This is a genomic window from Pseudomonas sp. PS02303 (genome assembly GCF_029959925.1).
Classification (GTDB): domain Bacteria; phylum Pseudomonadota; class Gammaproteobacteria; order Pseudomonadales; family Pseudomonadaceae; genus Aquipseudomonas; species Aquipseudomonas mandelii.
The window spans coordinates 1-11,657 of the sequence record NZ_JASCOM010000189.1 but is presented as its reverse complement, the minus strand read 5'-3'; the positions used below and the strand labels follow the sequence as shown (position 1 = coordinate 11,657).

Sequence of the window (11,657 nt, the reverse complement as noted above, 5' to 3'; positions counted from 1 at the left end):
GCCTCGCTCCTACATGGGATAGCGCGTTCACAAATCCCTGTAGGAGCGAGGCTTGCCCGCGAAGAGGCCATCAGCCCCAACCGAGAACTACCGCTCGTGCAGCGCTTCGGCGCGGGCCCGGATAATCGGCTTGAGCAAATAGCTGAGAACTGTCTTCTTGCCAGTAATGATATCCACCGAAGCCACCATCCCCGGGATGATCAGCAACGGCTTTTCATCCGTCCCCAGGTGACTGCGATCCGTGCGCAGTTTGATGATGTAGTACGTCGTCTTCTTGTCTTCATCGGTGATGGTGTCGGCACCGATCTGCTCAAGCCTGGCCTTCAGCCCACCGTAAATGGTGTAGTCATACGCCGTGAACTTCACCGTCGCTTCCTGGCCCGGGTGCAGGAACGCAATGTCCTGCGGGCGAATCTTCGCTTCCACCAGCAAGGTGTCGTCCAGCGGTACGATTTCCACCAGATCGCTGCCCGGCTGGATCACGCCGCCAATGGTGTTTACCAGCAACTTGTTGACGATGCCGCGCACCGGCGAAGTGACCAGCGTCCGGCTGACCCGGTCTTCCAGTGCCTTGCCGGTGGCCTGGGCCTTGTTCAGGTCGGTGCGGGCCTCGTTGAGTTGGGTCAGGGCTTCGCTGCGGAACTTGCCGCGCGTCTCGTCGATCTTGCGCTGCACTTCCTTGATTGCCGATTCGGCGCGCGGGATTGCCAGCGTTGTGGCGTCCAGTTGCCCACGGGTTTCGACCTCAGCCCGCTTGAGCCGTAAAACCTCGACCGGCGACACCGCGCCCTGAGCCACCAGCGGCTCGGACATGTTGATTTCCTGACGCTGCAACGACAATCCATTGCGGTATTGCGCCTGCTTGGAGGTGAATTCGCGCAGCTCTTGCTGACGCTGGATCAACTGCTCCTGCAAACCACCGATCTCATCGTGCAGTTGCTGACGACGACTGATGTACAGCGACTCTTCGCTGGCGGCCTGACCGGGAACAGCCTTGAGCACATCAGCGGGGAAGTTCAGCGGACGGTCATCGACCTCGGCGCTCAAACGCTCCACGCGCAGCAGCATCGACAGCCGATCGGCTTCGGTCTCGCCCACGTTGGAGGCAAACCGCGTGTCGTCCAGGCGAATCAGCGGCGCGCCGGCATCGACAATCTGCCCTTCGGTGACGAACAACTCGGAGACGATACCGCCCTCAAGGTTCTGGATTTTCTGGATCTTCGACGAAGGAATCGCCTTGCCGTCGCCCTTGGTGACTTCGTCGATCACCGCGTAATTGGCCCAGAGCATCAGGAATATGAAAAAGCCGATGATCGCCCAGATCGTCAGCCGCACCACACGCGGGGCGTCTTCGATAAGGGCTTTATTGACCTCGGGAAGTGGCTGGCCATGCAGCGACTCGGAGCCTTTGAAGTAACGGCGGATCGAATCCTTGAAACCCGACTTAAGCAACACTGATCTGCCCCTTCTTCAACGCTTCCATCACGGCGGCTTTCGGGCCATCGGCGAGTATTTGTCCGCGGTCGATGACGATCAGGCGATCCACCAGCGACAACAGCGATGCCCGGTGCGTCACCAGCACCACGGTCTTGTTTTCAACCACTGCCGCGAGGCGTTGCTTGAGGCGTTCTTCGCCAGTGTTGTCCATGGCGCTGGTCGGTTCGTCGAGCAGCAGGATCGGCGGGTTGAGCAGCAGCGCACGGGCCAGGGCCACGTTCTGGCGCTGACCGCCGGACAGGTTCTGCCCGCGTTCGCCGACTTGCAGCTCATAGCCTTGCGGGTGCAGGCGGGCAAACTCATGCACGCCGGCCAGCTCGGCGGCTTGCAGGACCATTTCGTCTTCTACATAGCGCGCGCCCGAGACCAGGTTGTCGCGCAGGGTGCCGGCCAGCAGCTGGATGTCCTGCGCGACGTAGCCGATGTTGTGGCGCAATTCGCTGACGTCGATCTGACGAATGTCGACACCGTCCACCAACAGCGCGCCGTCGTCCGGCTGATAGAGCCCCACCAGCAGTTTGGCCAGGGAGCTTTTGCCCGAGCCGCTACGACCGATGATGCCGATCTTCTCGCCCGGTTTGATGATCAGGTTGATGTTTTTCAGCGCCGCGTTCTGTTGATTCGGGTAAGTGAAGTTCATCTGCCGGCATTCGATGGCGCCTTGCAGTACCTTGCGGCTCAGCGGGCGCTCTTCGAAGTTGCGTTCTTGCGGCAGCTCCATCATCTGGTCCACCGAGACCATGGTCACCCGCGCTTGCTGGTAGCGGGTCAGCAGGCCGGACAACGAAGCCAGCGGGCTGAGCGCGCGGCCACTGAGCATGTAGCAGGCAATCAGACCGCCCATGCTCAAATTGCCGGCAATGATCTGGTACACGCCGAAGACGATCATGATCACCCCGGCCAATTGCTGGATCAGCAAGGTGATGTTCATTGCCAGGCCGGAGAGCATTTTCACCCGAAGTTCGAGGCGGCTGAGCGTGCCGATGGTCTGTTCCCACTGATACTGGCGTTCGCTTTCGGCGTTGTTGACCTTCACCGCATCGAGGCCGGCGAGGGTTTCGATCAGGCTCGACTGACGCTCGGCGCCCAAGGCCATGGTTCGTTCCATGGTCGCCACCAGCGGCTTTTGCAGCGCATAGCCGATCAGCAGGGCAATCGGGAATGCCAGCACAGGAATCCACACCAGGTGCCCGCCGAGAATGGCGATGACCATGAAGATCAGCAGCGTAAACGGTAGATCGATGAGGCTGGTCAGGGTCAGCGAGGCGAGGAAGTCGCGCAGGCTCTGAAACTCATGGATGTTCTGCGCGAAGCTGCCGACCCGGGCCGGGCGGTACTTCATGGCCATGCCGACAATGCGTTCGAACAACGTCGCCGAAATGATCAGGTCGGTTTTCTTCCCGGCCAGGTCCAGGCACAGGCTGCGCAGGCTCTTGAGGATCAGGTCGAACAGATACGCCCCGGTGATGCCGATGGCCAGCACCCACAGCGTCGATTCCGCCTGGTTCGGTACCACGCGGTCGTAGACATTCATCACAAACAGCGGCGCGGCCATGGCGATGATGTTAATCAGGAAACTGGCGGCGATGGCGTCGGCGTACAGCCAGCGCGAACGCTTGAGGGTGTCGCGGAACCACGAGCGCGCGCGCGGGATCAGCGTGCCATGATTGACGTCGAATTTGTGCTGGGGTTGGGCGAAGAACACTTTGCCGATGTAGTCGTCGGCCAGCAGTTCGCGGCTGACGAGGCTTTCACCGCCATCGCTTTCGCTGATCAGCAGGCGGGCCTGGTCTTCACCGTGCCAGCCGAGCAGGACGGCGCTGCGGCCATCCTTGAGCAGCAGCAGCGCCGGCATCGCAATCGCCGGAATCTGCTCCAGCTTGCGCACCAGCACCCGCCCTTGCAGACCGGCGCGAGCGGCGGCGCGGGGCAACAACTCAACGCTCAGACGCTGCTTGGGCAACGGCAGGCCGGTGGTCAGCATCGCGGCGCTGGCCGGTTTCTGATGCAGGGTGCAAAGGGCTAGCAGACCGTCCAGTAACGGATCGTCGTGCAGCGCGCGTGGATCATGAATGAGTTGAACTCGACTGACTTCTGATTCCACGCTCGGCACTCTTGGCTAACAGTAAAAAGGGAAGACTCAATTCATCCCGGGTAGCTGGACCCTGGGCTTCACGTCGTTCTGCACAACGGATGCCAACGGTGCGACCACTCCCTGGCTCTTGAGCAACTCGCCCATGGTCGCCTTGATTCGGTATTGAGTAAATAACTGAATGTTCTTGATCTCGGCCAGGCGACGGGAAGCGGTGAACAGTTCGTTTTCACTGTCGAGCAGGTCGAGCAGGGTGCGCTCGCCCAGGCTGAACTGCTTCTGGTACGCGGTGCGCACGCTGGTGCTGTGATCGACATATTGCTGGGCGATCGGCACCTGGGCGTTGGCGTTGTTCAACGCGTTCCAGGCCAGGCCCAACTCTTCGTTCAATACGCGCAGGGCGTTATTGCGGATATCCAGCGCCTGGTTGGACAGGTAGGACTTGGATTCCAGATCCGCCTTGTTGCTGCCGCCGGCATACAGATTGAAGCGCATGCGCAACATGGCCTGCCATTCGTTGCTGTGGCCGTTCTGACCGTCGAGATCGTTGTCGGCGGAGCGACCCAGTTCGGCATCGAAGCGCGGGTAGAAGGACGATTTGGCGGCGTCGTACTGTTTTTCGGCCGCAGCGATGTCGGACTCGGCCGAACGCAGGATCGGGCTGTTTTCCAGCATCTGCGCCCGGGCTTCATTCAGGTTGGCCGGCAACAGCGCGAGGAAATCGGCAGGCCGCTCCAGCTGATCGGGCATCTGGCCCACGGCACTGAGGAAGTTGGTCTCGGCGTCCGCCAGGTTGGTCTGTTCGGTGATCAGGTTGTTGCGAGCCTGGGCCATACGCGCTTCGGCCTGGTCGAGGTCGGCACCGCTGCCGACGCCGCGCTGGGTGCGCAACTTGATCTGGTCAAAAATACGTTCGTGGCTCTTCAGGTTGTCGGTGGCCAGGCGCACGAACTCGCGGCGGGTCAGTACATCCAGATAAACCTGAGCCACGGTCAGCGCGGTACGTTCGGACGTGCCCAACAAGGAATAAGCACGGGAATTAACGGTGGCTTGTTGACGCCCCACTTCACTGGACGTCGCAAAACCGTCAAAAACCATTTGCGACAGACGCAAACTTGACTCGCTGCGGTTCAGGGTTTCCCAGTGATTGTCACTGCCGGCCGCGCGGGTGGTGACGCTGTCAGTGCCTTCGCGACCATAACCGCCCAGCAGATCGACCCGGGGAAGGTATCCACCTTTTGCCGCCTTTAACTGATAATCCGCGGCCAATCGACTATTAACACCTGCCTGGATTTCCGGATGGACATCCAATGCCTGTTGCATGGCCTCCGGAAGTGACTGCGCCTGAACAAAACTGGCGGCTAGAGCGAAGGGTAGAGCCTTGAACAGGTGCAAACGCATGTTGGATTTCCCGGAATTACTTGTCTTGAATCACTGCAGAACGTACCGCTGCATCGGATGATGACCATCGGAATGACCGTGTGTCGGAAAGTTTGAATTTGGAACTGAATCGCACTCTGCGGGGCGGGTAGTTACCTAAATATCAATGTGACATTACTGGGACGAGTGTTTAGGATGACAGCACTAAGGTCAATAGTTTGGCATATAGTTTATAGCGAAAAAGTATAGCCAATTTGTTGACGGTTAACCGCGTCAAAGTTGTGCCTCGAATACCTTGAAAGTACGTCCAGACTGAGTTGGCGAAAGCGCCATCAGGTCCATGGAAGTCAACTGAACGTGACACCCGGAGAGTCTTCAATGAGCAGTGTTGTGGCCATCGTCAAAAGCATTGTCGGTCAGGTTTTCGCGGTGTCCCCAGAGGGCATTCGCCGAGTACTCGTTGAAGGCGACCGGTTGTTTGTCGGCGATCAGGTAGACACGGGCGCGGCGGGCGCCGTTACGCTGGAACTGGCTGACGGCCGCACCCTGGACCTGGGCCGCGACACTCAGTGGAGCGCCAGCGACCCGGATTCCAGCACCGACCTGTCAGAAGCCACTGCACAAGCCGCGCCATCGGTTGAAGAACTGCAACAAGCCATCGTTGCCGGTGCCGACCCGACCACTGAACTCGAAGCCACCGCGGCCGGCCCTACCGCTGCGGGCACGGGCGGTGCGGCGGGTGGCGGTCACAGCTTCGTGATGCTGGATGCAACCGCTGGCCGGGTAGACCCGACCATTGGTTTCCCGACCGCGGGCCTCAGCACTGCGGCACAGGCGGCACAACTCACCACCGGTGGCCAGACGGCTGACACTAGCGCCAACGTACAGCGCGAATCGACCTTGAGCCTGAGCGCCACGCCGAGCATCACCGAGGCCGGTGGCGTACTGGTTTACACTGCGACCCTGACCCAGGCGCCGCTGACCGACCTGACCATCACCCTGTCCAATGGCTCGGTGATCGTGATTCAGGCCGGCCAGTTGACCGGTACCGTCAACGTCCCGCTCGCGCCGAACGACACTGTTTATAACGACTCGACCCAGATCAACGTGACCGTCACCGGCACCACGGGTGGCAACGGCATCACCGTCACCCCGCCGACGACACCGGCCGTGACCCAGGTCACCGACACCGTCGACACCACAACGGTCACCTTGACCGCTGGCGCCAGCGTCACCGAAGGCGGCCAGATCACTTACACCGCGACATTGACCAACCCGGCGCAGACACCGGTCACCATCACCCTGTCCAACGGGTCGACGATCACCATCGATGCGGGTAAAACCACTGGCACCGTCGACGTGTCGACTCCAGCCAACGACGTCTACAACAACGGCAGCACGGTCACCACCACGATTACCGGCGCCACCGGCGGCAATTTTGAGAACCTGGTGCCAAACCCGGCTCCGGCCGTGACCACCATTACCGACTCGCCGGACACCACCACCCTCACACTGACGGCGGGTTCGACGGTCACCGAAGGCGGCCAGATCACCTACACCGCCACACTGAACAACCCGGCTCAAACGCCGGTCACTGTCACCCTGTCCAACGGCTCGACCATCACCATCGAAGCCGGCAAAACCACCGGCACCGTGAACGTCGACACTGCGGCCAATGACGTTTATCAGAACGGCAGCACCGTCAGCACCACCATCACTGGCGCCACCGGCGGCAACTTCGAGAACCTGGTGCCGAGTACTACACCTGCGGTCACCACCGTTACCGACTCGGTCGACAACACCGGCCTGAGCCTCACCGCCACCGGCACCGGCACCGTGGTCGAAGGCGGCCAGATCACTTACACCGCAACCCTGACCAACCCGGCCGGCACGCCGATGACTGTGACCTTGAGCAATGGCTCGGTCATCTCCATCGAAGCGGGCAAGACCACCGGCAGCGTGACCGTCGATACCGCGGACAATGACGTTTACAACAACGGCAGCACCGTCAGCACCACCATCACCGGGACCACCGGCGGCAATTTCGAACAACTGACTCCGAGCACCACGCCAGCGGTCACCACCATTACTGACTCGGTCGACAACACCGGCCTGAGCCTCACCGCCACCGGCACCGTGGTCGAAGGCGGCCAGATCACCTACACCGCGACCCTGACCAACCCGGCCGGCACGCCGATGACCGTGACCTTGAGCAATGGCTCGGTCATCACCATCGAAGCGGGCAAGACCACCGGCAGCGTGACCGTCGATACCGCGGACAATGACGTTTACAACAACGGCAGCACCGTCAGCACCACCATCACCGGGACCACCGGCGGCAATTTCGAGCAACTGACTCCGAGCACCGAGCCGGCGCTGACCGCCATTACCGACTCGAAGGACGACACCGGCCTGAGCCTGTCGGCGTCCACCGAAGTGGCTGAGGGTGGTCAGATTCTGTACACCGCGACCCTGACCAATGCAGCTGGCACGCCAGTCACCGTCACACTGAGCAACGGCGCCGTGATCACCATTGCAGCCGGCGCCACCAGCGGCTCCGTGACCGTCAAGGCACCGGCCGATGACGTCTACAAAGATGCCGGGAAAGTCGAAGCGACCATCAAGGACGCCACTGGCGGCAACTTCGAAAACCTGGTGCCGAGCACTGTTCCGGCAGTCACTGACATTACCGATACCCTCGATACCTCGACCGTCAGCCTGACCGCGACGTCCACTGTGCCTGAAGGCGGCACCGTGGTGTACACCGCGTCCGTGACTGCGCCAGTGACCGGCTCGCCAGTTGTCGTGAACTTGTCCAACGGCCAGACCATCACCATTCCGGTCGGCGCAAGTTCGGGTAGCGTGAATTTTGTTGCACCGAACGATGCCCTGGCGGGCGGCAGCTCGCTGAGCGTCAAGATTGATGATGCCAAGGGCGGCAATTACGAGAAGCTCGACGTCGATGGCAAGTCGGCGGACACCTCGGTGACTGACTCGGCCGACACCACCACGCTTAGCCTGACAGCAACCGATTCGGTCGCTGAAGGCGGTTCGATCGTCTACACCGCGAACCTGACCAACGCGGCCGGCACTCCGGTCACCGTGACATTGAGCAACGGCGCAGTGATCACCATCGCCGCCAACGCCACCAGCGGCTCCGTGACCGTCAAGGCACCGGCCGATGACGTCTACAAAGACGCCGGCAAAGTCGAAGCGACCATCAAGGACGCCACTGGCGGCAACTTCGAAAACCTGGTCAAGGACCCGGCCGCAGCGGTGACCAGCGTCACCGACACCGTCGATACCTCGACCGTCAGCCTCACTGCGACTTCGTCCGTGGCCGAAGGCGGCACCGTGGTGTACACCGCGTCCGTGACTGCGCCAGTGACCGGTTCGCCGGTTGTCGTGAGCTTGTCCAACGGCCAGACCATCACCATTCCGGTCGGAGCAAGTTCGGGTAGCGTGAATTTTGTTGCACCAAACGATGCCCTGGCGGGCGGCGGCTCGCTGAGCGTCAAGATCGACGACGCCAAGGGCGGTAACTACGAGAAGCTGGACGTCGATGGCAAGTCGGCTGACACCTCGGTCACCGACTCGGTCGACACCACCACGCTTAGCCTGACAGCAACCGACTCGGTCGCTGAAGGCGGTTCGATCGTCTACACCGCTAACCTGACCAACGCGGCCGGCACGCCGGTCACCGTCACCCTTTCGAACGGCGCGGTGATCACCATCGCCGCCGGCGCCACCAGCGGCTCCGTGACCGTCAAGGCGCCAGCCGATGACGTCTACAAAGACGCCGGTAAAGTCGAAGCGACCATCAAGGATGCCACTGGCGGCAACTTTGAGAACTTGGTTAAAGACCCAGCGGCAGCGGTAACTGATGTGACCGACACCGTCGACACCTCGACCGTCAGCCTCACTGCGACTTCTTCCGTCGCCGAAGGCGGCACCGTGGTGTACACCGCGTCCGTCACCGCGCCAGTGACCGGCTCGCCAGTTGTCGTGAGCTTGTCCAACGGCCAGACCATCACCATTCCGGTCGGTTCGAGCAGCGCCAGCGTGAACTACGTTGCGCCGAACGATGCCCTCGCCGGCGGCGGCTCGCTGAGCGTCAAAATCGACGACGCCAAGGGCGGTAACTACGAGAAGCTGGACGTCGACGGCAAGTCGGCCGACACCTCGGTCACCGACTCGGCCGACACCACCACGCTTAGCCTGACAGCAACCGACTCGGTCGCTGAAGGCGGTTCAATCGTCTACACCGCCAACCTGACCAACGCGGCCGGCACGCCGGTCACCGTCACCCTGAGCAACGGCGCCGTCATCACCATTGCAGCCGGCGCCACCAGCGGCTCCGTGACCGTCAAGGCGCCGGCCGATGACGTCTACAAAGACGCAGGCAAAGTCGAAGCGACCATCAAGGACGCCACCGGCGGCAACTTCGAAAACCTGGTCAAGGACCCGGCCGCAGCGGTGACCAGCGTCACCGACACCCTCGACACGTCGACCGTCACGCTGACCGCCACAAGCGCCGTGGCTGAAGGCGGCACCGTGGTGTACACCGCCTCGGTCGGCGCACCTGTCACCGGCTCGCCTGTGATCGTGACGCTGGCCAACGGTCAGACCATCACCATAGCGGTCGGCGCCAGCAGCGGCACCGTCAACGCCGTGGTCTCGAATGATGTGCTGAGCGGCCACGCGCCGGTGAGTAATTCGATCACCAACGTCAGTGGCGGCAACTACGAAAACCTGGTCGCCGATAAAACCCCGGTCAGCACCAGCGTGACCGACACCGTCGACACCACCACCCTGTCGCTGACTGCCACCGGCAACGTCAACGAGGGGGGGTCGATCGTTTACACCGCGAGCCTGACTAATCCGGCCGGCACTCCGGTCACCGTGACCCTGAGCAACGGTGCCGTGATCACCATTGCGGCTGGTAAAACCACTGGCACCGTGACCGTCGACGCGCCGAAAGACGACGTCTACAAAGACGCTGGCAAACTCGAAGTCACCATCAAGGACGCCGCTGGCGGCAACTTTGAGAACCTGGTCACCAGCCCGAATCCGGCCGTGACCAACGTCGCCGACACCACTAACACCACACAACTGACCCTCAGCGCTGACAAGTCTGTGCTCGAAGGTTCGCACATCACGTACACCGCGACCCTGACCAACGCCGCGCAAACCCCGGTGACCGTCAAGCTGAGCAACGGCGAGACCATCACCATCGCAGCCGGCAAGACCAGCGGTTCGGTCACCATCGCGGCGCCGAGCGACGACGTCTACAAGGATGCCGGCAAGCTCACCGTCAAGATGACGGACGCCAGCGGTGGCAACTTCGAAAAACTCGACGTCAGCAAGACGTCAGTGAGCACCACCGTCAAAGACACGGTGGACACGACGTCCCTGTCCCTGTCGGCCAGCCACACCGTGAGCGAAGGTGGCCAGATCACCTACACCGCCACCCTGAGCAACCCGACGGACACGGCGATGACCGTGAAGTTGAGCAACGGCGCAGTGATCAACATCGCCGCCGGCGCCACCACCGGTTCGGTGAACTTCGCTGCACCGGCCAATACGCCGTACATCGACGGCGGAAAAGTCCAGGCAACGATTGCCAGCCACAACGGCGGCAACTTCGAAAAAGTCGTCACCAGCTCTTCGCCGGCGGTCACCACCGTCACCGATTCGACCGACACCACCGGCCTGAGCCTGAGCGCCACCGGTTCGGTCGCCGAGGGTGGTTCGATCGTCTACACCGCGACCCTGACCAATGCCGCTGGCACTGCAATGACCGTGACGTTGAGCAACGGCGCAGTCATCAACATCGCCAAGGGCGCCACCAGCGGTTCGGTGAACTTCGCCGCCCCCAAGGATGACGTCTACAAAGACGCTGGCAAAGTCGACGCCAGCATCACCAAGACCACCGGTGGCAACTTCGAAAACCTGGTGGCCGACAAGACGCCAGCAGTCACCGACGTAACCGACACCATCAACAACAGCACCGTCTCCCTGACCGCCACGGCCAGCACGGTCGAAGGCGGCACCGTGGTTTACACCGCGTCGGTCAATGCGCCAGTGACCGGTTCGCCGGTGGTAGTGGCGTTGTCCAACGGCCAGTTCATCACCATTCCGGTCGGCGCGAGTTCGGGTAGCGTGAATTTTGTTGCACCGAACGACGCCTTGGCGGGCGGTGGTTCGCTGAGCGTGAAAATCGATGGCACCACCGGCGGCAACTACGAAAACCTGGTGGCGAATCAAACCCCGGCGGTGACTTCGGTGACCGACGTCAAAGACACCACCACCCTGAGCCTGAGCGCTTCGGACTCGGTCGCGGAAGGCGGTTCGATTGTCTACACCGCGACGTTGACCAATGCTGCCGGCACTCCGGTCACCGTAAACCTGAGCAACGGTGCCGTGATCACCATCGCGGCCGGCGCAACGGTCGGCTCCGTGACCGTCAAGGCACCAGCCGATGACGTCTACAAAGACGCCGGAAAAGTCGAAGCAACCATCAAAGACGCGACTGGCGGCAACTTCGAGAACCTGGTGCCCAGCACTGTTCCGGCAGTGACTGACGTTACCGACACCCTCGATACCTCGACCGTCAGCTTGACGGCCAACAGCAGCGTGGCGGAAGGCGGGACCGTGGTTTACACCGCGTCCGTTACCGCTCCGGTGA

The 11,657-nt window shown here is 61.7% G+C and carries 4 protein-coding genes; 1 reads left to right on the top strand and 3 read right to left on the bottom strand.

The features are described 5' to 3' along the window. Positions 1-87: 87 nt before the first annotated feature. From QMX98_RS26525 to QMX98_RS26515, 3 genes are read right to left on the bottom strand one after another with little or no spacing between them, the layout of a single operon-like run. On the bottom strand, positions 88-1,455 hold the full coding sequence (locus QMX98_RS26525; protein WP_010464925.1) for an HlyD family type I secretion periplasmic adaptor subunit: 1,368 nt from the start codon (positions 1,453-1,455) through the stop codon (positions 88-90). Beyond that, positions 1,445-3,601: a type I secretion system permease/ATPase gene (locus QMX98_RS26520; protein WP_010464926.1), complete on the bottom strand. Its 2,157-nt coding sequence runs from the start codon at positions 3,599-3,601 to the stop codon at positions 1,445-1,447. The genes QMX98_RS26525 and QMX98_RS26520 overlap by 11 nt, the downstream gene beginning before the upstream one ends. A 36-nt stretch (positions 3,602-3,637) precedes the next feature. Then, positions 3,638-4,990, bottom strand: coding sequence for a TolC family outer membrane protein (locus QMX98_RS26515; protein ID WP_010464927.1), 1,353 nt, complete (start codon positions 4,988-4,990; stop codon positions 3,638-3,640). A 357-nt stretch (positions 4,991-5,347) separates the two neighbouring features. Here QMX98_RS26515 and QMX98_RS26510 point away from each other — a divergent pair. After that, positions 5,348-11,657, top strand: a 6,310-nt coding sequence (locus tag QMX98_RS26510; protein WP_282411607.1) for a retention module-containing protein, incomplete at its 3' end; no start/stop codon positions are given.

What these genes read in the sequence shown, in the direction of transcription:
- QMX98_RS26515 (WP_010464927.1), bottom strand. Translation starts at nt 4,990, where the DNA reads ATGCGTTTGCACCTGTTCAAGGCTCTACCCTTCGCTCTAGCCGCCAGT.